The 19,784-nt window shown below is 70.0% G+C and carries 16 protein-coding genes; 3 read left to right on the forward strand and 13 right to left on the reverse strand.

All coding sequences use genetic code 11. The features are described from left to right. Nucleotides 1-354 precede the first annotated feature (354 nt). Complete coding sequence (locus ACXYMW_RS07685) at nucleotides 355-1,107, reverse strand: 6-phosphogluconolactonase (RefSeq protein WP_459034725.1); 753 nt, start codon at nucleotides 1,105-1,107, stop codon at nucleotides 355-357. 194 nt (nucleotides 1,108-1,301) lie between these two features. Between ACXYMW_RS07685 and ACXYMW_RS07690 the strand changes: the two genes are divergently transcribed. The 3 genes from ACXYMW_RS07690 to ACXYMW_RS07700 are packed head-to-tail and all read left to right on the forward strand — an operon-like array spanning nucleotide 1,302 to nucleotide 4,801. Continuing rightward, a complete protein-coding gene (locus ACXYMW_RS07690) occupies nucleotides 1,302-2,906 on the forward strand; it encodes a sodium:solute symporter (protein WP_459034726.1) in 1,605 nt (534 codons plus the stop codon). Between the two features lie 24 nt (nucleotides 2,907-2,930). Then, on the forward strand, nucleotides 2,931-4,076 hold the full coding sequence (locus tag ACXYMW_RS07695) for a mechanosensitive ion channel family protein (RefSeq protein WP_459034727.1): 1,146 nt from the start codon (nucleotides 2,931-2,933) through the stop codon (nucleotides 4,074-4,076). Between the two features lie 47 nt (nucleotides 4,077-4,123). Then, nucleotides 4,124-4,801 carry an SDR family NAD(P)-dependent oxidoreductase gene (locus tag ACXYMW_RS07700; protein ID WP_459034728.1) on the forward strand — a complete coding sequence of 226 codons (678 nt, stop codon included), beginning with the start codon at nucleotides 4,124-4,126 and terminating at the stop codon, nucleotides 4,799-4,801. A 21-nt stretch (nucleotides 4,802-4,822) separates the two neighbouring features. Here ACXYMW_RS07700 and ACXYMW_RS07705 read toward each other — a convergent pair whose 3' ends face one another. From ACXYMW_RS07705 to ACXYMW_RS07760, 12 genes are all read right to left on the reverse strand, one after another. Then, complete coding sequence (locus tag ACXYMW_RS07705; protein WP_459034729.1) at nucleotides 4,823-5,254, reverse strand: BLUF domain-containing protein; 432 nt, start codon at nucleotides 5,252-5,254, stop codon at nucleotides 4,823-4,825. After that, nucleotides 5,251-6,447, reverse strand: coding sequence for an MFS transporter (locus tag ACXYMW_RS07710; protein WP_459034730.1), 1,197 nt, complete (start codon nucleotides 6,445-6,447; stop codon nucleotides 5,251-5,253). Before ACXYMW_RS07710 ends, ACXYMW_RS07705 begins: the two co-directional genes overlap by 4 nt. Nucleotides 6,448-6,578: 131 nt before the next feature. Beyond that, the gene (locus ACXYMW_RS07715; RefSeq protein ID WP_459034731.1) at nucleotides 6,579-8,303 is read right to left on the reverse strand and encodes a dihydroxy-acid dehydratase; all 1,725 of its coding nucleotides are present in this window, start codon (nucleotides 8,301-8,303) and stop codon (nucleotides 6,579-6,581) included. Nucleotides 8,304-8,310: 7 nt separating this feature from the next. After that, complete coding sequence (locus ACXYMW_RS07720; RefSeq protein WP_459034732.1) at nucleotides 8,311-9,753, reverse strand: NAD-dependent succinate-semialdehyde dehydrogenase; 1,443 nt, start codon at nucleotides 9,751-9,753, stop codon at nucleotides 8,311-8,313. 26 nt (nucleotides 9,754-9,779) lie between these two features. After that, complete coding sequence (locus ACXYMW_RS07725; protein ID WP_459034733.1) at nucleotides 9,780-11,675, reverse strand: thiamine pyrophosphate-binding protein; 1,896 nt, start codon at nucleotides 11,673-11,675, stop codon at nucleotides 9,780-9,782. Beyond that, on the reverse strand, nucleotides 11,668-13,191 hold the full coding sequence (locus ACXYMW_RS07730; protein ID WP_459034734.1) for a tripartite tricarboxylate transporter permease: 1,524 nt from the start codon (nucleotides 13,189-13,191) through the stop codon (nucleotides 11,668-11,670). The genes ACXYMW_RS07725 and ACXYMW_RS07730 overlap by 8 nt, the downstream gene beginning before the upstream one ends. Nucleotides 13,192-13,195: 4 nt before the next feature. After that, complete coding sequence (locus tag ACXYMW_RS07735) at nucleotides 13,196-13,687, reverse strand: tripartite tricarboxylate transporter TctB family protein (RefSeq protein WP_459034735.1); 492 nt, start codon at nucleotides 13,685-13,687, stop codon at nucleotides 13,196-13,198. Nucleotides 13,688-13,702: 15 nt separating this feature from the next. After that, nucleotides 13,703-14,668: a tripartite tricarboxylate transporter substrate binding protein gene (locus ACXYMW_RS07740; RefSeq protein WP_459034736.1), complete on the reverse strand. Its 966-nt coding sequence runs from the start codon at nucleotides 14,666-14,668 to the stop codon at nucleotides 13,703-13,705. 101 nt (nucleotides 14,669-14,769) lie between these two features. After that, nucleotides 14,770-15,783, reverse strand: a complete 1,014-nt coding sequence (locus tag ACXYMW_RS07745; RefSeq protein ID WP_459034737.1) for a xanthine dehydrogenase family protein molybdopterin-binding subunit — start codon at nucleotides 15,781-15,783, stop codon at nucleotides 14,770-14,772. Continuing rightward, on the reverse strand, nucleotides 15,780-17,672 hold the full coding sequence (locus ACXYMW_RS07750) for a molybdopterin-dependent oxidoreductase (RefSeq protein WP_459034738.1): 1,893 nt from the start codon (nucleotides 17,670-17,672) through the stop codon (nucleotides 15,780-15,782). The genes ACXYMW_RS07745 and ACXYMW_RS07750 overlap by 4 nt, the downstream gene beginning before the upstream one ends. Then, entirely contained in the window at nucleotides 17,665-18,585 is a 921-nt protein-coding gene (locus tag ACXYMW_RS07755; protein ID WP_459034739.1) for an FAD binding domain-containing protein, read from the reverse strand. The genes ACXYMW_RS07750 and ACXYMW_RS07755 overlap by 8 nt, the downstream gene beginning before the upstream one ends. Nucleotides 18,586-18,617: 32 nt before the next feature. Further along, the gene (locus tag ACXYMW_RS07760) at nucleotides 18,618-19,781 is read right to left on the reverse strand and encodes a zinc-dependent alcohol dehydrogenase (RefSeq protein ID WP_459034740.1); all 1,164 of its coding nucleotides are present in this window, start codon (nucleotides 19,779-19,781) and stop codon (nucleotides 18,618-18,620) included. Between the last annotated feature and the right edge of the window lie 3 nt (nucleotides 19,782-19,784).

Raw genomic sequence — 19,784 nt, forward strand, 5'->3', positions numbered from 1 at the left:
AGCTGACACTCCGATCATCGGCCGAAGCCTACGGAGCCGATATACAGACGTCTGATCCATCGAATGAACCGAACCGCCCGCATATCTCTTCAGATACCAGCAATGTCAAAGAGCCCGAGAGACTAAAACCGACCGGTTGCGCCCTAACTCAACGGCGCGCCCGCCCGATCCCGCTCTCGATGTCCCGAACCAACCCGGCCTCTCAGCCCCGGCCCGTCCGGCCCCGCCAGCGCCTCAGCGCCGCCGGTGAAGCGCTATCTACGGATCACCAAACAAACCCGCAAGCCAAAAATCCAAAAAACCAGGAAGTTTTTGGGGAACTTCGATTAATGCTTTTAGATCAAGGCCTTAAGGTCAGCGCATGCCGGCCTCCGGAGCCCGGGGGGCCGCTTCGCGGTCGAGATGCAGGCTGGCGCGGGGGTGTTCGCGCAGAATCGAGGCGGGAATCCGGGGGTCCAGCGGGCCGTCGAGGATGCGCCGCACCACCGGCGCCTTTCGCGCCCCGGCGGCGAGCACCACCAGGCGGTCTGCGGCGAGCATGTACGGCACGCTCATGGTGATGCCCCGCCGCGGCACGTCGTCGAGCCGCGCGAACCAGCCCTGGTCGACCGGCGCCTGCCGGGTGCTCTCCGCCAGCTCGACGAGGTGGTAGGCCGCCCTGGTGTCGAAATCGGCCGGAGGCTCGTTGAAGGCCAGGTGGCCGTTGGTGCCGATCCCCGCGAGGCAGGCGGCGATCGGCGCGCCGGCGATCCGGGCCTCGAGGGCGGCCACCACGGTGGCGGGGTCGCCGGCGCCGTCTACGGGGACGAATTCCCCGAGATCGGGCAGGTGCTTCACGAACCGGTCGCGGAGGTAGCGCACGAAACTGGCGGGATGGTCGCCGGGCAGGCCAAGATACTCGTCGAGATGGAAGGCGGTGACCCGGCGCCAGTCGACCGGCGCCGCCACCAGCGCGGCGAGCGCCTCGATCTGGCTCATCCCCGTGGCGAGGACCAGCGCGGCTTCGCCGTCGGAGGCGATGCGCCGGCGCAGCGCCTCCGCCACCTCGTCCGCCGCCGCCCGCCCCAGCGCGGCCCGATCCGGATGCACCTCGACCTTCAGCGGCATCAAAGGCTCCAAGTTCCCCCCGGCGCAATGCGCGCCCTTGCCGTCACAACCCCCGCCCGCGCCCACGGGTTTCCTCCGTGGTTCCGCGGCGAGACGAAAATCCTCGTCCTTACAAGGGCTTTGGCGGAGGGGATGGAACGGCCCGGCGGGGGGTGCGTTGCACGACAGGTTACGGCAAGACGGGGGCGCTGCGCATGGGCGAGGCGAAATTCGATCTCCACTGGCTCGATTACGCCATCGTCCTGGTTTACTTCGCCGGCGTCATCGCCCACGGCGTCTATGTCGCACGGAAGCAGAAGGCCGGGTCGGCGAACTACTTCCTCGCCGGACGCTCGCTGCCCTGGTACCTGATCGGCTTCTCGCTCTTCGCCTCCAACATGTCGGGGTCGAGCTTCGTCGGGCTGATGGGCGGCACCTATGCCAACGGCATCGCGATCTTCAATTATGAATGGACCGCGGCGCTGGTGCTGATCCTCTTCGCGATCTTCATCCTGCCCTCCTACCTGCGCGCCAAGATCTCCACCGTCCCGGAATTCCTCGAACACCGCTACGACGTGCGCTCGCGCCGGGCCTTCTCGCTCTTCACCATCCTCGCGATCATGTTCATCGACACCGCGGGCGCGCTCTATGCTGGGGGGCTGGTGATCTCCAACACCACCGGGCTTTTGAACCTCTGGACCGCGATCGCGGTGCTGGCCCTGGTCGCCGGGCTCTACACCATTCTCGGCGGGCTCGCGGCGGTGGTGGTGACCGACACGGTGCAGGCGGTGCTGCTGATCGCGGGCGCCGTGGCGCTGTTCTGGATCGGGCTCGACGAGGTCGGCGGCTGGGCGCAGCTCTTCGAGGGGCTGGAGCCGGCCAAGCAGCACCTGATCCTGCCGGCCGACAACGACTTCCTGCCCTGGACGGGGATCTGGGGTGTGGTGCTGCTGGGCTTCTACTACTGGACCATCAACCAGTTCGTGGTGCAGCGCACCCTGGCCGCGAAGGACCTGCGCGAGGGCCAGATCGGCGCGCTCTTCGCCGGTTTCCTGAAGCTGCCGAACCTCTTCCTGATGATCCTGCCGGGGATCATCGCGCTGAAACTCTACCCCGATCTCGAAACGCCGGACCTCGCCTTCCCGACGCTGGCCTTCGACCTGATGCCGATCGGCATCCGCGGCCTGATCATGGCGGCGCTGATCGCGGCGATCATGTCGTCGCTCGACTCGGCGCTGAACTCAGCCTCGACGCTGGTGGTGAAGGATTTCGTCGAGCCGCTGAAGCCCGACCTGTCGGAGCCCAAGCTGGTCGGCATCGGCAAGGTGGTGACCGGGCTCGTCATGGTCTTCGGCGCCATCTACTCGCCCTTCATCGGCAGCTTCGGCAGCCTCTTCAGCTATTTCCAATCCTCGCTCAGCTACATCATCCCGACCATCGTGGTGGTCTACATCCTCGGGCTCTTCGTGCCCTGGCTGAACGGCACCGGGGCCTTCTGGACCATCGTCGCGGGCCTGGTGCTGGGCATCCCGCTGTTCCTGATGAAGGAGGTCACCGGCATCTGGAGCAGTCTCGGCCTGCCCGAGATCCACTACACGGTGATGTCGACCCTGATGATGACGCTGGGGATCGTGCTGCATTTCGGTCTCTCGGCCGCCTCGCGGCGCCGCGGCGCGGATGTCAGCAGCGATCTGGTCTGGTCGCCGCAGGAATTCCGCGACGCCTTCACCAAGTGGGAATCGCCGATCTGGCACAACCGGATGCTCTGGGCCGGGCTGCTGATCCTCGCCATGACCGGCTTCATCGTCTGGTTCTGGTAGCCCGCCCGGGAGGACGCCCGCCGGATGTGGACCGAACTGACGGACCGCTACGACACGATTCCCGACGCGCTCGGCCCGGTGCTGCTGCTGGGCCTCGCGCTCGGCGCGGCGGTGCTGATCCACCGCGTGCTCTTCGCCGCGGCGATCGCCCGGATGGAGGGCCGGCTCGGCATGGGGGCGGAGCTTCTGCGCCGGGCCCGGCGGCCGCTGCGCATGGTGGCGGTGCTGCTGGCGCTGATCCTGACCGTGCCGCGCATCGACCTGCCCTGGAGCGTCGAGGCCGCGATCCAGCGCATCTCGCTGATCATGGTGATCGTGCTGATGGGCTGGACCGCGATCCTGCTGGTCAGCCATTTCTCCGAACGTTCGCTGCGCCGGCACCGGCTGGACATCGAGGACAACCTCGCGGCGCGGAAATTCGTCACGCAGGTCAGGGTCATGCGCCGCGCCGCAAATATCCTGATCGCGCTGCTGACGGCGGGGGCCGCGCTGATGACCTTCGAGAGCGTGCAGCGCTACGGCGTCAGCCTCTTCGCCTCGGCGGGGGCCGCGGGCCTCGTGCTGGGCTTCGCCGCGCGGCCAGTCCTGTCGAACCTGATTGCCGGCATCCAGATCGCCCTGACCCAGCCGATCCGCGTCGAGGACGTGGTCATCGTGGAGGGCGAATGGGGCTGGATCGAGGAGATCTTCGCCACCTACGTGGTGGTGCGGATCTGGGATTGGCGGCGCATGGTGGTGCCGCTCTCCTACTTCATCGAGAAGCCGTTCCAGAACTGGACCCGGGACAACGCCTCGATTATCGGCTCGGTCTATTGGTATGTCGATTACACGCTGCCGGTCGACGCGATGCGCGAGAAGCTCGACGAGGCGATCTCGCAATCGCCCTACTGGGACGGCCAGGTGAAGGTGCTGCAGGTGGTCGACGCCGACAAGGACACCATGCATCTGCGCGGGCTGATGAGTTCGCGCACGGCGCCGCAGAACTGGGACATGCGCTGCGAGATCCGCGAGAAGATGCTGGCCTGGCTGCAGGCCGAGCACCCCGAGGCCTTGCCGCGGCTGCGCGGCGATCTGCGCATGGGCGCGCCGCTGCCGGACCGGGCCGCACCGGGCGGCGGCCTGGCTGGGAACGCCGCGGCGGCGGCGGACGATAGCGGGAAGGACGGGTGAGCGGGGAACCGGCGGCGGCGGTTCCCGACGATGGAGGAGGAGACGAGATGGATCTGGACCTGTCCGGGCGCACGGCCCTGATCACCGGCGGCGGCGGCGCGGCCCTGTCCTGTGCGGACCTGCTCTGCCGCGAAGGTGCGCGCGTCATCCTGGTCGATGGCGACGGCGCGGCGGTGGCGGCGGCGGCGGCGCGGCTCGGGCCCGACTGCCATGCCCTGCATTGCGATCTCGGCGAGGCGCGCCAGATCGACGGCCTGGCCGAGACGGTGGCGGCCCGCTTTGCCCTGCCCGACATCGTGATCCGCGGCGCGGCGCCCCGCCCCGGGCCGCTGTCGCGGCCGCTCGCCGAGACCGGGGAGGCGGAGTGGCAGCGCGCCTGGGACACCGAGGTGCTGTCCTTCCTGCGCCTGGTCCGGGTCTTCGCGCCGGCCATGGCCGAACGGCGCTGGGGACGGATCATCGCCGTGGCCGGCGACGCCCCGGGAGAGATGGACGCCGCCGAGGCCCCGGCCGCGGCGGCGCGGGCGGCGCTGCTGTCGGCGGTGCGCAGCCTGGCCCGGAGCCACGCCGCCCAGGGCATCGCCGTCAACGCCCTGACCCTGGGGGGCGGCGCAGGCGGCGCGGCGCCCGGCGGCCCGGACGCCGCAGCGGCGCTGGCCGCGCTGCTCTGCTCGCCCCGGGGGGCGGCGATCGGCGGCGCCGAGTACCGGGTCGGGCCGCCCTAGCGGCCGGCGGCGTCCCGGCTCTCAGGCGCCGTAGAAGCCGCGCAGGAAGTCCAGCGCCCCGGGCAGGGCCTCGCGCTGCACCCGCTCCCAGAAGGCGTCGCTGCCCAGATCGGCGAAGCCGGCGGCCTCGCGCAGATCGCCCTCCGCGACGTCGCGGAATCCCATCGTCCAATCGGCGAACATGCGCTCCTGCTGCGGCGCCTCGTCCAGCGTCACGATGGTATGGTGGCGCCGGTCGGAAGCGATGCGCGCCCAGACATCCTCGATGGCGGGATCCGGGCCCTCGAGAACCTGGAGGAAATTGCCGCGCTCGACATCGGGGGAATAGCGGTAGACGAGGAGCCCGGTGATGCCGTTCTGGGCATTGCGGGCACGGCTGTGGTCGAGCAGGGCGCGCAGCTCCTCGGGGGCCATCGGGCGCCGCGCCTGGCTGACATAGACGATGTGCTTCATCTCGGTCTCTCCAATCGGCCGGCCGCGGGCCCACCCTGACCGCGCGGCGCGGCAAGGTGCAAGAGCGGCGGGATGAACAGGGCAAGAAGGGCGGCCGCGAGCAGGCCCGCGGCGAAGCTGCCGGTGGTCTCGCGCAGGGCTCCGAAGCTCAGCGGGCCCAGCGTGCCGCCGATCTGGGCGGCGGAAAAGAACAGCGCGATGGTCAGGATGCGCCGCTCCGGCGCCAGCCCGGCATCGGTGACGACCGGCATCAGGCCCAAGGCGAGAAGCGGCCCGGTGGCGAAGCCCGCCAGCGCCGCCGCGGCAAGAAAGCCGGGCCCCGCGGGCAGCGCCGACAGCGCCGCCAGCGCCAGCGCCGCGGTGGCGCAGAGCGTCGCCGCGAGGACCAGCCGGGCCCGCGCGGTGACGGCGAAGGCCGGCAGCGTCAGCAGGGCCAGCAATCCCATGGCGACGGAGAGCGAGGACAGCAGGCCCGCCTGCCCCAGCGGGTAGCCGGCGGCGCGGCCGATCTCGGTGATCCAGGACCGCCAGGCATGGTCGAGAAAGAAGATCAGCGCCGCGGCGAGGCAGAGGGGCCAGACCGCCCGGACCGGCGGGCGCGCCAGGCGCCAGCCCGCCTTCCGCGGCGCCGCTTCGGCCGGGCGCACCAGCAGCCAGAGGCCGAGACAGGCGGCGCCGATCCCCGCCCAGAGCGCCAGCACGCCGCGCCAATGCCCCGTCAGCCGCAGCAGCGGGCCGGCATCGAGGGCGAAATTCAGGATCACCGCGAGCGCCGGCGCCGCGACGGTGAGGCCGGTGGCGAAGCCCAGCCAGCGGCCGCGAAAGCCGCGCTGCACCAGGATCGGCGCGCCGATCGAGATCGCCGGCGCGCCGAGCCCCATCAGCGCCGTCGCGGCGCCCAGCATCCACGGCCCGGGCGCGGCGGCGCGCAGGGCCAGCGAGGCCAGCACGCAGAGCCCGGCCCAGGTCAGCGCCCGCACCGGCCCGATCCGCAGCATCACCAGCGCCGCCGGCAGCGCTGCCAGCATGAACACGGCTTGCCAGGCGCCGAGGATGGCGCCGGAGGCGGCACCGCCCAGCCCCAGCTCGGCCGAGATCGGCGCGATCAGCGGCGGCAGGTTGGCAAAGCCCGCCCCGAAGGCGAAGTAGAGCGCCCAGACCCCCGCCAGGGTGGCCCAGGGCCGCGGCGCCAAGGCGACCTGCCCGGCCGGGGCGGCCTGCGCATCCGCGGGATCCGCAGGGCGGGACCGGGGGGCCAGCCCCCCGGACCCCCCGGGATATTTTTCCCAGGAGAAGGGGCGCGGCCGGACGCGCGCGGCCCGGCTCACGTCGCGGGGGCGGAGAGCGGCTTCAGGAAGGCGAAGTCGCAGCCCTCGTCGGCCTGCCCGACCTCGGCGGCATAGAGGCGGTCGTAGCCGCGGCGCGCCTCGGGCGGCACCACATCGGAGCGCCAGGCGCCGCGGCGGCGCTCCAGCTCGGCCTCCTCGACCAGGAGTTCGAGGCGCTTCTCCTTCACCGAGAGGCGGATGCGATCGCCGTCGCGGACCAGCGCCAGCGGGCCGCCCACCGCCGCCTCGGGGCTGACATGCAGCACGATGGTGCCGAAGGCGGTGCCCGACATCCGGGCATCCGAGATCCGCACCATGTCCTTCACGCCCTTGGCGCTGAGCTTTTTGGGGATCGGCAGGTAGCCGGCCTCGGGCATGCCCGATTCACTTTTCGGGCCGGCATTCTGCAGCACCATGAAATCGTCCGCGGTGATGTCGAGATCGGGGTCGTCGACGCGGGCGGCGAGATCGGCCAGCGAGGTGAAGACCACCGCCCGGCCCTCCTTCTCGAACAGCGTCGGATCGGCGGCCGAGCGCTTCAGGATGGCGCCGCGCGGCGCCAGATTGCCGAAGAGCGCCACGAGGCCGCCCTCCGGCTCGAGCGGCTCCGCGGCCTTCGAGATGATGCGGTGATCGACCCAGCCCTCGTCCTCTTCCAGCCGGTCGCCCAGGGTGGTGCCGGCCACCGTCAGGGTGTCGAGATGCAGCAGCGGCTTGAGCTCGCGCAGCACCGCGCCGACGCCGCCGGCGAAGAAGAAATCCTCCATGTAATCGGTGCCCACGGGCTTCAGGTTGACCAGCACCGGGGTGGTGTCGGAGAGCTCGTTGAGCTTCTCCAGGGAGACCTTGATGCCGAGCCGGCCGGCCACCGCGGTCAGGTGGATGATGGCATTAGTGGACCCGCCGAGGGCGAGCAGCATCCTGAGCGCGTTCTCCACCGATTTCTCGGTGATCACCTGGCTCGGGCGGATCGGGTTCGCGATCATCCGCGCCGCCGCCAGCCCCGAGGCCTCGCCGGCGCGCAGCCGGTCGGCATGGACCGCCGGGATCGCCGCGGTGCCGGGCAGCGACATGCCCAGCGTCTCGGCGATGCAGGCCATGGTCGAGGCGGTGCCCATCACCGCGCAGGTCCCCGCGGTGGTGGCCAGCCGGCCCTCAATATCGCCGATCTGCTCGGTCGAGACCTCGCCGGCGCGGTATTTGCCCCAGAAGCGGCGGCAATCGGTGCAGGCGCCCAGCCGCTCGGTCTGGTAGCGCGAGGTCATCATCGGCCCGGCCACCAGCTGCACCGCCGGCAGGTCGGCCGAGGCCGCGCCCATGAGCTGCGCCGGCACCGTCTTGTCGCAGCCGCCCATCAGCACCACCGCATCCATCGGCTGGGCCCGCACCATCTCCTCGGTGTCCATCGACATCAGGTTGCGGAACTTCAGCGACGTGGGCGACAGGAAGACCTCGCCCAGCGAGATCGTCGGGAACTCGACCGGCAGCCCGCCGCCCAGGAGCACGCCGCGCTTCACCGCCTCGAGCAGCTCGGGGAAGTGGCGGTGGCAATTGTTGAAGCCGGAAAAGCTGTTGGCGATGCCTACGATGGGCTTCTTCAGGACCTCGCGGGAATAGCCCATCGAGGCGGCGAAGGAATTGCGGAGATAGACCGAGAAATCGCGGTCGCCGTAATTGGTGAGCCCGCGCGCGAGCCCCTGCCCCTGGTCGTCTTTTGTCATTCTGGCGTCACTCCGGAAGCCTGGTCTTCACGTATTTCGGGTTGAGGTAGTCGTGGATGCCGAGCGACCCGCCCTCGCGGCCCATGCCGGATTCCTTGATGCCGCCGAACGGCGCCTCGGCGGTGGCCAGCAGCATCTCGTTCACCCCCACCATGCCGACCTCCAGATCCTCCTGCGCCCGCGTCGCGGTGCCAAGGTGACCGGAAAAGACGTAGCCCGCCAGCCCGAAGGGCAGCGAATTGGCCCGCGCCATGACCTCGTCGTAATCGCGGAAGGTGGTGATCGGCGCGATCGGGCCGAACGGCTCTTCGGTCATCACCAGCGCGTCGTCGGGCACGCGGCCCAGCACCGTGGGCTCGAAGAAGAAGCCCTCGTTGCGGCCCGGCGGCACCCGGCCGCCGGTCAGAAGCTCGGCGCCGCGCGCCAGCGCGTCCTCGGTCATCCGCTGCACCGTCTCGACGCCGCGGCGGTTGGCCATCGGGCCGACCTGCACGCCCTCCTCGGTGCCGCGGCCGATCTTCAGGCCCCGGGCGATCTCGGCGAAGCGGGAGGCGAAGGCCTCGTAGCCGTCCTCGTGGACATAGAACCGGGTCGGGGAGATGCAGACCTGGCCGCAATTGCGGAACTTCACCGGGGCGCAGGTCTCGGCCGCCTTCACCGGATCGTAATCCGGGAAGACGATGACCGGGCCGTGGCCGCCGAGCTCCATCGAGACTTTCTTCACGCCCTCGGCGGCGAGGCGCAGGATCTCCTTGCCGACCGGCACCGAGCCGGTGACCGAGACCTTGCGCACGATGGGCGAGCCGATCAGCTGCCGGGCGATGCGGCCCGACTGGCCGGTGACGAAGCCGACCACGCCCTCGGGGATGCCGGCATCGTGACAGGCGGCGACGAGGGCGGCGCAGGAGGCCGGGGTCTCGCCCGCCGGCTTGACGATGATGGCGCAGCCGGCGCCGAGCGCCGCGGCGATCTTGCGCGCCGGCAGCAGCGCCGGGAAGTTCCACGCGGTGAAGGCCGCGACCACCCCCACCGGCTGGTGGATCACCGCCATCCGGCTCTCGGGCGTGCGGCTCTCGATGATCTGGCCGTAGATCCGCTTGGTCTCCTCGGCATACCACTCGAACTGGTCGGCGGCGGCGCCGGTCTCGCCCCTGGCCTCGGCCACCGGCTTGCCGGTCTCGAGCGACATCAGCTGGGCGATCTGGTCGGTGCGCTCGCGGATCAGCTCGGCGGTGCGGCGCAGCTTCGCGGCGCGCTCCCAGGTGCCGGTGCGGCGCCAGAGCGCGAAGCCGGCCTCGGCCGCCGCCAGCGCCTCGTCGATATCGGCCTCGGTGGCGACCGGGATGGTGCCCAGCACGTCCTCGGAGGCGGGATCGGTGACCGCCTTGGTGGCGCGGTCGGAGGCCGGCCGCCACTGGCCCCGGATATAGAGGTTGATGTCGTGATACATGGTTGTTGGTCCCTGTTGTCCCGGCCTCAGATCGTTGCCCGCAGGTAATTCTCCTGCACGTCCGCCACCCAGTTGCCGACGTTCCAGGAGCCGTAGGCGCCCATGCCGCCGACCGGATCCTCGCCGGCATAGACCGGGATGTGCAGAAGGCTCAGCCCGTCATGGGCATGAGCCTCGGCGAGCGCCGCGTCGAGCTCTTCGCGGCTGGTGCCGCCCCAGAGCGCCTTGACGCCCGAGACCGCGCCGGCCATCGCCACGTAGTCCACCGCGACGCCGTCATTGGTCTTGAAGTCGACGCCGTATTGCGCGTGCTGGAGCGAGGAGATCGCCGCCATCCGCCGGTTGTCGAAGAGCGCGATCATGCCGCGCACGCCGTGCTCCACCGCGTCGATCAGCACCTGCGGGTTCATCATGAAGGACCCGTCGCCGGTGAAGGCCACGCCGTAGCGCGGGGTGTCGGCATAGGCCGCGCCCAAGAGCGCCGAGGTGGCGAAGCCCATATAGGAGGCGCCGGTCTCGGTCACCGTCTCGCCCGGCGCGTCGTCCTCGACGATCTGGAAGCCGTTGGCCTGCACGTCGCCGGCATCGAAGAACTTCACCGCGCCGATGCGCTTGGCAAAGCTGGCGACGGTGTGGATCGCCGCCGGCTGGGTCAGCACCGGGCGCTGCCAGACCACGTCGCGGAGCGGCGCGGCGCCGGTGCGGCTGGCGCGGAAGCCGGTCCACTCAGTCTTGGCGCGGGCGCAGGCGGCGCGCCATTCGGTGCGCGCCTCCGCGCCGGTATCCTCCCCCAGCGCCTCCAGCAGGCGGGCAATCACCGCCGAGATGTCGCCGGGCAGCGCCACGGTGTGGGCGTAATGGCTGAGATCGTCGAGATCGCCGTTGATGTTGATCACCGCCTTTGCCGCCGGATAGCCAGTGCCCGAGCAATCGGCCTGGCAGACGCCGCGGCTGCCGATCATCAGCACCAGTTCGGCCCCCTCCATGGCGTAATTGCCCGAGATCGAGCCCTTGGAGCCGCCGACATGCATGTTGAGCGGGTCGGCATCCTCGAGCACCCCGGTCGAGCCCGGCGACAGCACCACCGGGATGCCGGTCCGCGCCGAGAGGTCGCGCAAGGCCGCGTGATGAGCGCGGGTGCCGCCGCCGGCCTTGATCACCGCACGCGGGCTCCGGCGCAGCAGGGTCACCGCGGCGTCGAGCGCCCCGGCATCGGCGGGAGCGACGCGCGGCGGCGTGGTGCGGCCCGGCAGGGTGTCGAGATTGACCCGCAGGCGCGCCGGCTGGGTGTTGATCGGCAGCATCAGGAAGAACGGCCCGGCGCGATAGGGATGGTGCACGCAGGCGGTGCCGCGGCGCAGGCATTCGCGCAGCGCCTCGGGTGTGTGCAGGGTGTAGCTCTGGCCCATCAGCGCGCCGATCTTGCCGAAGATGCCCTGCTCGGGCTTCGGCACCTGCTGCATGTTGTAGCCCTCGCCGCGCGTCGTCTCGTCACCGTAGATGTGGTAGACGCCGATGCCGTTCGAGGCCGCCGCGAGACTGCCGGCCATGGCCTGCAGCCCGCCCGGCCCGATCGAGGTCACCACCGCCGGGGTGCGGCCGTAGACCCAGGCATGGGCGGTGGCGGCATGCGCCATCTCGACCTCGTTGCGGCAATTGACCACCGTCACCACGCCTTCCTCGTGATAGACCCGCAGCGCCTCGCCGAGATCGGTGGAGCCGTGGCCGAAGATGGCGAAGTACTGCGTCACGCCCTGCTTCAGCAGGCCGAGGATCAGCGCCTCGGACAGGGTGGTCTCGACCAGCCCCTCCTGGGCCAGCTCCGCAAGGCCTGCCTCGGCCGAATTGGCGAGGCCCAGACGAATGGCGCGGGCGCGCATCTGCTCCTGCGCCTCCCGGCGCGACGGCTCCTTGTCAAGCATCGGACACTACCTTTTTCTGCGAATGACGTGCGGCTTTCAGGACGCTGGCGAAGTGCAGGCCGATGATCAGCGCCGCGAAGCCGTAGAAGACGAGGGAGATCGGCGAGGCGAAGAACGTCGTCCAGTCGCCGCCCGAAAGCGCCATGGCGGTGCGGAACTGGTTCTCCAGCGTCGGCCCCAGCACCATGCCGAGGATCACCGGGGTGATCGGGATGCGGAAGGCGATCAGGGCATAGGCCAGCGCGCCCACCGCCCCCATCATGTAGATGTCGAACACGCTGTTGCGGATCGAGTAGGCGCCGATGGCGCAGAGCACCAGCACGATCAGCGCCAGCAGGTCGCGCGGGATCTTCAGCACATGGACGAAGAGTCGGATGCCGATCAGCTGCAGGCCCAGCACCCAGACATAGGCGACGATCACCGCCAGATACATGCCGTAGACCTCGCCCGCGTGCTGCATGAAGAGGGCGGGCCCCGGCGTGATGCCGTGGATCATCAGCCCGGCCAGCACGATGGCGGTGGCCGGATCGCCGGGGATGCCCAGCGACAGGAGCGGGATCAGGGTGCCGCCGGTGACCGCGTTGTTGGCCGCCTCGGGCGCCACCACGCCCTGGATGTTGCCCTGCCCGAAGCTTTCGGGCTGGCGCGAGAAACGCTTGGCATGGTCGTAGGCGAGGAAGGCCGCGATGGCGCCGCCGGTGCCGGGGATGGCGCCGATCCCGGTGCCGAGCGCCGAGCAGCGGGTCATCAGCCAGGAATTCCGCCACAGAAGCCGCAGGGAGGGCATCTCGGCGCGGACCCGGGCGACCTTCTCCTTGCCGGCCGGCGCGTTCTGCTGCATCGGCAGCCGGTCGGAGAAGGCCTCGATCACGAAGGGGATCGCGAAGAGGCCGATCATCGCCACCAGCAGATCGACGCCCTGCAGCATCTGGATCGACCCGAAGGTCATGCGCTGCACGCCGTCGATCGTGTCGATGCCGACGATCATCACCATCAGCCCCAGCACGCCGGCGATGAGGCCCTTCAGCAGGCTCTCGCCGCAGAGGCCGCAGATCGTCGCCATGCCGAAGAACACCAGCGCGAAGATCTCCGCCGGCCCGAAGCCGATGGCGATCTTGGAGACCAGGTCGACCGAGACGATCATCACCACGAGCGAGAACAGGCCGCCGAAGACCGAAGCGGCGACCGCCGCGCCGAGCGCGATCGAGGCGGTGCCCTTCTTGGTCATGGCATGGCCGTCCATCACCGTGGCCGCCGCCGAGGGCGTGCCGGGAATGCCCAACAGGATGGCCGAGACCGAGCCGCCGGTCATGCCGCCGATATAGGTGCCCAGCAGCATGCCGATGGCCGGCACCGCCTCCATCGCGAAGGTGATGGGCAGGATCAGCGCCAGCGCCACGGTGAAGGTCAGGCCGGGGATCGAGCCGAAGAGCAGGCCGATCGCGGTGCCGAAGCCGATGGCGGCGAGGGAGAGCGGCGCGAGGGCTTCGAGGGCCGCATTCAGAACCATGTCCATGACGCTATCCCAGATTGATCCAGATGCCGTTGGCAAGGTAGATGCCCAGGCCCTTCTCGAAGATCAGCCAGCAGCCCAGGGTGATGCCGCCGGCGGTGAGAAGGATGCGCTTGGGGCTGAAATCGCGCAGGTTGACGACCATCACCGCCAGCACGAGAAGCGGCGTCGCCAGCACGAAGCCGATGTATTTCATCAGCATGGCGTAGGCGACGATCTCGGCGGTGACGAGGCCGAGGGTGATCCAGCGCGCCGGGGCCATGGCCCCCTCCCCCGGCCCCGGCTCGGACGGATCCGCCGGGTCGGCCGGGGCGGTCAGCGCCCGCAGCAGCAGCAGCCCGCTGAGCACCAGCAGCATCAGCCCGAAGGCCAGCGGGAAGCTGCGCGGGCCGACCGCGTCGAGCCCCGGGGGGATGGTGGCGACGACCAGCCAGGTCCAGACCCCGGCAAGCGCCAGCAGCGCGGTGGCGAGAACGGTATCCTGGCTCCGGCCGGTCATCGCGGCACCCCTTTCCTACTGCGACAGGCCGAGCTCGCCCAGGAGCTCGGCGTAGAAGGCGTCGTCCTTGGCGATGACCTCGCCGAACTCCGCGGCGCCGGCAAAGGCCGGCTCGAAGCCGATATTGCCCGCGGCCTTCTGGAAGGCCTCGCTTTCGGTCGCCGCCTTGGCCGCGGCCTCGAGCTTGGCGATCACCGGCTCGGGGGTGTTGGCGGGCGCGGCGAGACCGCGCCACATGGTGATGTCGATGTCGATGCCCTGCTCCTGCGCGGTGGCGGCTTCCGGCAGCACGTCGACGCGCTCGGGCCCGGTGACGGCGATGACGTTCAGATCGCCCGATTCCTCGTAGGAGACGAACTGGCCCGGCCACTGGATCGCGGCGTCGATGCGCCCGGCCAGCAGCTCGACCGGCGCCTTGCCGTCGCCGTAGGAGATGTAGGTGACCTTGTCGCCGATCCCCATCGCGTCGAACAGCGCCGCCGAGGTCAGGTGGGTGAACGACCCCTTGCCGGAAATCCCGACCTTGAGCGGCTGCTCGCTCGCTTCGACCCCCGCCTTCAGGTCGTCGAGGCTTTCCCAGCCCGACTCGGCGTTCACCGCCAGCGCCGGCACCTCGGTCGAGACCCGCGCGATGGGCGCGAAGGCTTGGTAGTCGAAGGGAATCTTGCCGGTGTGGTGGCTGGTCGAGATGGAGTTCGAGTTCCAGACGATGTTGTAGCCGTCGGGCCGCGTCCCCATGACGTAGCTGTAGCCCACCGCGCCGCCGCCGCCGGTGCGCGCCACCGGCACGACCGGCGAGCCGAGCTCCTCGGACATCAGGTCCGACAGCAGCTGGGCGATGGAATTGGCGGTGCCGCCGAACAGCACCGTCATCTCGACCGGCTTTTCCGGGAACTCTGCCCGGGCCGGGGCGGCGCCCAGTCCCAGCGCCGCGATCAGTCCGGCGCCCAATCCGGCGCGGAGGGTCGTTGCCTTGATCATTCCTCTTTCCTCCCTTGTCGTTCTTGTGCCGACGCCCTTGGGGCGCGGTGGGTGCGGCGGAACGCGCGGCCTCCTCCCGACCAGGCGCTCCGCCAAATTCGTCATGCTGCCCTGCCCTCCCGGGCGCGCTTCTCGGCCAGGGCCGCGAGGATCTTCTCGGGCGTGGCCGGCAGCGAGGTCATGCGGCAGCCGATGGCGTCGTAGATCGCGTTCATCACCGCGGGGGCCGTCGGCACCAGCGCCGGCTCGCCGATGCCCTTGGCCTGCAGCGGGCTGAGCGGGTCCGGATCCTCGACGATGGCGCAGGTGATCTCGGGGATGTCGAGCGAGGTGGGCAGGATGTACTTGGCGAAGCCGTGGGTGTCGGCATGGCCGTCGATGGTGCGGTAATCCTCCATCAGCGCCTGGCCCAGACCCTGCACCACGCCGCCCTCGATCTGGCCCTCGACGCCGCGCGGGTTAATCGCCCGGCCGACATCATGCGCCGCCCAGATGCCCAGCACCTGCACCTCGCCGGTCCAGGTGTCGACCTCGACCTCGGCGACCTGGGTGCCGAAGACATAGGCCTGCCACGGCGCGCCGGATCCGTCGGTCGGGTCGAGCCCGGTGCCGTGCGCGGTGAACGAGGCCGAGCCCACCGGCACCACGCCGCGGCCCTTGCAGACCTTCACCGCGTCCTCCATCGACATGCGGTTGTTGGAATGCTCGGCCCAGATCTCGCCGTCGAAGGCCTTCAGCGTGTCCACCGGCACGCCCCAGTGATCGGCGATCTCGTCGAACAGCGCCTTGCGCGCCTCGCGCGCGGCCAGCGCCACCGAATTGCCGATCATGTAGGTCTGCCGCGTCGCCCCGGCATGCGCCGCCTCGGGCGAGCGCGAGGTGTCGTTGTCGCCGATCGTCACCTGCTCGGGCTTGATCCCCAGCTCCTCGGCGGCGATCTGCGCCAGCACCGTCAGGATGCCCTCGCCGATCTCGGTGACGCCGGTGACCACCTTGGCGGTGCCGCCGTCGTCGAGCTCGGCCCAGGCGCCGGCGCGGTCGATGGTGGCGGTGCGGGCGATGCCGTACCAGCTCGCGGCCATGCCGCGGCCGCGGAGTTTGCGTGTCTCGCTCATGCCACCTGCTCCTCGTCCTGGCCGGCGCTCAGCGCGATCTCGGCCGAGATCCGCGCCCCCAGCGTGCAGGGCGCGCGCGTCCCCGGCCCGCCCAGATCGCCGCGGCTGGCCCCGCGCACCGCCGGCGCGCCCGGCTCCCAGCGCGACGCCTCTTCGGCCGCTTCCAGCACCCGGTCGAGCGACGCGGTCTTGAGCTCCTGCTGGGTGTGGGTGCGCGAGCCGATCTTCATCATGTTGCGGCGCCGGATCTCAAACGGGTCGAGGCCGAGCTTCTCTGCCGCCATGTCCATCATGCTCTCGGTGGCGAACTGTGCCTGCATCCCGCCGAAGGTCCGGAAGGCGCCCGAGGGCGTGTTGTTGGTGTAGACCGCGCGGGTGTCGACGCTGAGATTGTGCACCTCGTAAGGCCCGCAGGACAGGATCGCCGCCTTGCGCATCACCCCCTCGGACGACATGCCGTAGGCGCCCCCATCGGAGAGCATCGAGAAGGAAATCGCGGTGATCCGGCCGTCCTTGGTCAGCCCCATGCGGTAGCGGGTGCGCGACGGATGCCGCTTGGCCGAGGCGATGAAGCTTTCCTCGCGGGTGAAAGTAAGGGTCACCGGGCGGTGCGTCTTCATCGCCGCCAGCGCCAGCATGCCCTGGTAGATCATGTCCTCCTTGCCGCCGAAGCCGCCGCCCACCGGCGACATGATGAAGCGCACCTTGTTGATCGGCTTGGCGATGATATGCGCCAGCATGTGGCGGTGATGGGTGATGTTCTGGCTGGGCGAGATCACCGTCACCACGTCGTCGGCATCGACATAGGCGATGCCCGCCTCGGGCTCGAGATAGGCGTGTTCGACCTGCTGGGTGGTGAAGGTCTCCTCGAGGATCAGGTCGGCCTCGGCAAAGCCCTTCTCCGGGTCGCCCTTGCGCACCGGGATGTGCTTCACGAGGTTGTCGGGGGCGTAATCGTGGATCACCGGGGCGCCGGGCTTCAGCGCGTCCTCGGGGTCGAAGAGACCCGGCAGTTCCTCGTATTCGACCTTGATCGCGGCGACGGCGCGCCTCGCCGTGAGCAGGTCCTCGGCCGCCACCGCGGCCACCGCCTCGCCGACATGGCGCACCTTGCCGCGGGCCATCACCGGCTGGTCGTGGACGAAGACGCCGAAGCCGTCCTCGCCCGGCACGTCGGCCGAGGTGATGACGCAGGCCACGCCCGCCATCGCCTCGGCCTCCGAGGTGTCGATCGAGACGATCCGCGCATGGGCGTGCGGCGAGCGCAGCACCTGCAGCGTCAGCATGTCGGTCATCTTCATGTCGGCGGCGTATTTCAGCCGCCCCGAGACCTTGGCGGGTGCGTCGATGCGGCGGACGTTGTGGCCGATATAGGAGGATTTCGCGACCTCCTCTTCCAGCTCGCTCTCGGGCGCCTGGCCGGCGAGCACGCGCTTGGCGATCTCCACCGCCTCGAAGATCTTGGTGTAGCCGGTGCAGCGGCAGATATTGCCGCCGAGCCGCTCCTTGATCTCGTCGATCGAGGCGTCGGGATTGGCGCGCAGAGCCGCGGTCGCCGCCATCACCATGCCGGGGATGCAGAAGCCGCACTGGCTGGCGCCGGTCTTGTGGAAGGCGCGCTGCACCGGGGTCAGGGTGCCCGGCGCGGCCAGACCCTCGACGGTCTCGATCTTCGCCCCGTCGGCCTTGGCCACCGGCATCAGGCAGGATTTCACCAGCTTGCCGTCGACGAAAACCGAGCAGGTGCCGCATTCGCCGGCGCCGCAGCCCTCCTTGGCGCCGGTCAGGTTCAGGTCCTCGCGCAGGAAGTCCAGCAGGCGCTTATGCGCCTCGGTCTCGCGCGCGACCTTGCGGCCGTTCACCTCGGCCGAGATGGAAAGCTTAGGCATCGGTCAACTCCTCTGCATCGTCGAAGCGGGCGGCGATGTCGGGCTGGTTGGCGAGCGCCTCCTCGAGCGCCGCGCGGACGAAATTCACCACCACCTCGCGGCGGTAATCGAGCCGCGAGCGCGAGGCAACGCGGTCGGCGGCCTCGGCCGCCACCCGGGCGATCAGGGCATGCGAGATGCGCTCGCCCTTGAGCGCCGCCTCGGCGCTTTCAAGCCGGATCGGGCGCGGGCCGACGCCGCCCAGTCCGAGCCGCACATCCTCGAAGACCCGCCCCGTCATGTCGGTCTTCACCAAAGCGGCGCAGCAGGCGACCGAGATCACCAGCGAGCGGCGCTGCCCGACCTTCTGGAAGGCGCCGCCATAGCCGCGGGCGACGTCGAGATGCACCGCCACGGCGATCTCGCCCTCGGCCAGCGTGGTGCGCCCCGGCCCCTCGATGAAGTCGGTGATCTTGACGATCCGGGTCGCGATCTCCTCGCCCTCGAGCCGCGCCAGCTCGATCTCGCCGTTGAGCGCGACCACCGCGGGCGTGCCGTCGGCCACCGGCGAGGCGTTGCACAGGTTGCCGGCCAGCGTCGCGACCTCGCGGATCTGGTCGTCGGCGAACCAGATCGCGCAATAGGGCATGCAGGGCAGCGCCCGGCGCAGCCCGTCATCGGTCAGGAAGTCCTGGTAGACGGTGGCGGCGCCGAGCCGCACCCGCCCGTTGCGGAAATCGTGGCCCGCGAGTTCGGGCACCTTGGTCACGTCCACCAGTTCGGGGACATGCACGTCCCCGGCGCGCCCCTCGCGCGCCCAGGGCAGGATATCGGTGGCGCCGGAGACGAGCCGGCTGCCCGGCGCCGCGTCGCGCCAGAGGCGGAGCGCCTCGGCCAGGCTGCGCGGCAGGTGATAGGTGTCACAGGTCAGCATCGCGGCCCGTCTCCTTTGCTTGGCTCAGCCGGTCATTCCGCCGCGAGGCGGCCCTGGGCGGCGTGCTTGTTCTTCACCACCACCTTGATCGCGTCCTCGACGCGGTCCTTGGCGTAGCGCAGCGCCTCCTGCAGATCGTCCATCTCGAAGGTGTGGGTGTGGATCAGCGCGGCGTCGAAGCGCTTCTGGCGCATGAAGGCCTCGGCCCGGTGGGTCGCGGTCTTGCCCTCGCCGCGGATGCCGAAGAGGTAGATGTTGTTGCGCACCAGATAGGCGACATCGACCTCCGGGCTGTTGCCGGGGAAGGCGGCGAGGCAGATCTTGCCGCCGCGGTTGACCATCTGCGCCGCCTCGTTGACCGCATTGGGCGCGCCCGAGCATTCGACGACGTAATCGACGCCCTTGCCGCCGGTCAGCTCGCGTACCTTCTCGACCGCGTCCTCGTTGCGCACGTTGATGACGTGGTCGGCGCCGAGCTGCTTGCCGATCTCCAGCCGGTTGTCGCGGGTGCCGGTCAGGATCACCGGCTGCGCGCCGAGCGCCTTGGCCACCGCGGCACCCAGCAGGCCGATCGGGCCGGGGCCGGTCACCACCACGCTTTCGCCGGCGACGAGCCCGCCCAGTTCGGTCAGGCCGTACATCGCGGTGCCGGCAGTGACGACCAGCGTCGCCTCCTCGTCGGTCATGCTGTCATCGACATGGACCAGCGTGTTGATGTTGTTGACGGCGTATTCGGCGAAGCCGCCATCGGTGGTGAAGCCGTTGGCGCGGTGGCCCTTGTCGACGTCGCCGTAATTCTTGCCGTAATTGTGGCACGACGTGTACATGCCCTGCCGGCAGCGCTTGCACTGGCCGCAGCCGGCATGGATCTCCACCGTCACCCGCTCGCCGATCTGGTACTCGTCGACGCCGGGGCCGAGCGCCACGACGGTGCCCATGTATTCGTGGCCCGGCGTGTAGTTCTTGTTGAACGGCAGGCCGCCCTCGATCATCGCCGGGGGACCGTGGTGGATGATCTCCAGATCGGTGGCGCAGATCGCCACCGCGTCGATGCGCACCAGCACCTCGGCCTTCTTGGGCGCCGGCACCGGCTTCTCGCTCAGCGTCAGCTCGCCGGGATCGCCCAGGACCCAGGCCTTCATGGTCTCCGGGATCGGGTGGTCGGGGCTGGTCTTCACGCCTTCGGGCATTGCCATGTC

This window comes from Roseivivax sp. CAU 1761, from assembly GCF_054482755.1.

Coding starts and splice junctions, on each gene's coding strand:
- ACXYMW_RS07750 (WP_459034738.1), bottom strand. CDS start 17,672: ATGCCTAAGCTTTCCATCTCGGCCGAGGTGAACGGCCGCAAGGTCGCG.
- ACXYMW_RS07715 (WP_459034731.1), bottom strand. CDS start 8,303: ATGACAAAAGACGACCAGGGGCAGGGGCTCGCGCGCGGGCTCACCAAT.
- ACXYMW_RS07745 (WP_459034737.1), bottom strand. CDS start 15,783: ATGAGCGAGACACGCAAACTCCGCGGCCGCGGCATGGCCGCGAGCTGG.
- ACXYMW_RS07730 (WP_459034734.1), bottom strand. CDS start 13,191: ATGGACATGGTTCTGAATGCGGCCCTCGAAGCCCTCGCGCCGCTCTCC.
- ACXYMW_RS07725 (WP_459034733.1), bottom strand. CDS start 11,675: ATGCTTGACAAGGAGCCGTCGCGCCGGGAGGCGCAGGAGCAGATGCGC.
- ACXYMW_RS07760 (WP_459034740.1), bottom strand. CDS start 19,781: ATGGCAATGCCCGAAGGCGTGAAGACCAGCCCCGACCACCCGATCCCG.
- ACXYMW_RS07735 (WP_459034735.1), bottom strand. CDS start 13,687: ATGACCGGCCGGAGCCAGGATACCGTTCTCGCCACCGCGCTGCTGGCG.
- ACXYMW_RS07720 (WP_459034732.1), bottom strand. CDS start 9,753: ATGTATCACGACATCAACCTCTATATCCGGGGCCAGTGGCGGCCGGCC.
- ACXYMW_RS07695 (WP_459034727.1), top strand. CDS start 2,931: ATGTGGACCGAACTGACGGACCGCTACGACACGATTCCCGACGCGCTC.
- ACXYMW_RS07705 (WP_459034729.1), bottom strand. CDS start 5,254: ATGAAGCACATCGTCTATGTCAGCCAGGCGCGGCGCCCGATGGCCCCC.
- ACXYMW_RS07755 (WP_459034739.1), bottom strand. CDS start 18,585: ATGCTGACCTGTGACACCTATCACCTGCCGCGCAGCCTGGCCGAGGCG.
- ACXYMW_RS07700 (WP_459034728.1), top strand. CDS start 4,124: ATGGATCTGGACCTGTCCGGGCGCACGGCCCTGATCACCGGCGGCGGC.
- ACXYMW_RS07685 (WP_459034725.1), bottom strand. CDS start 1,107: ATGCCGCTGAAGGTCGAGGTGCATCCGGATCGGGCCGCGCTGGGGCGG.
- ACXYMW_RS07740 (WP_459034736.1), bottom strand. CDS start 14,668: ATGATCAAGGCAACGACCCTCCGCGCCGGATTGGGCGCCGGACTGATC.
- ACXYMW_RS07690 (WP_459034726.1), top strand. CDS start 1,302: ATGGGCGAGGCGAAATTCGATCTCCACTGGCTCGATTACGCCATCGTC.